The sequence below is a fragment of the Mesorhizobium sp. M7A.F.Ca.US.014.04.1.1 genome (genome assembly GCF_003998745.1).
Taxonomy (GTDB): Bacteria; Pseudomonadota; Alphaproteobacteria; order Rhizobiales; family Rhizobiaceae; genus Mesorhizobium; species Mesorhizobium ciceri.
On record NZ_RZRW01001421.1, the window covers coordinates 1 to 497 of the forward strand.

The window sequence follows — 497 nt, forward strand, 5'->3', positions numbered from 1 at the left end:
AAGCCCCTCCGCTCAGAGCCGCTACCGCTGTTTGCTGCCGCCTCCGCGCGCGAGCAGCGGACGGTGCCGGAGATCCAGGAGCCCAGCGTTACGCTGCGTGCCATGACATCAGGCGGCGAGGTCGTCGAAGACTACGGACATGTCGGGCTGACTCTGCGCGAGCATCCTGTTTCGTTCCTGCGCGCCGATCTGCGCCGCAAGCGCATCGTCTCTTGTCGAGAAGCAATGCAGGCGCGTGACCGACAATGGCTGGAGGCGGCCGGGCTCGTGCTGGTTCGCCAACGGCCTGGCTCAGCCAAGGGCGTGATGTTCATCACGATCGAGGACGAGACCGGGATCGCCAACCTGGTTGTGTGGGTCAAGGTGTTCGAAAAATATCGCAGGGTCGTGCTCGGCGCCGGCATGATCGGCGTCCATGGGCGGATTCAGCGCGAAGGCGAGGTGGTCCATCTCGTCGCTCACCGTTTGAGCGATCTTTCCGCCGATCTGGCTAGCGT

At 64.2% G+C, this 497-nt stretch carries 1 protein-coding gene; it reads left to right on the forward strand.

Annotation, left to right across the window (positions count from 1 at the left end; all coding sequences use genetic code 11):
• Positions 1-497: OB-fold nucleic acid binding domain-containing protein (locus tag EOA22_RS36890; protein ID WP_245478822.1), on the forward strand; the 497-nt coding region annotated here is incomplete at both ends.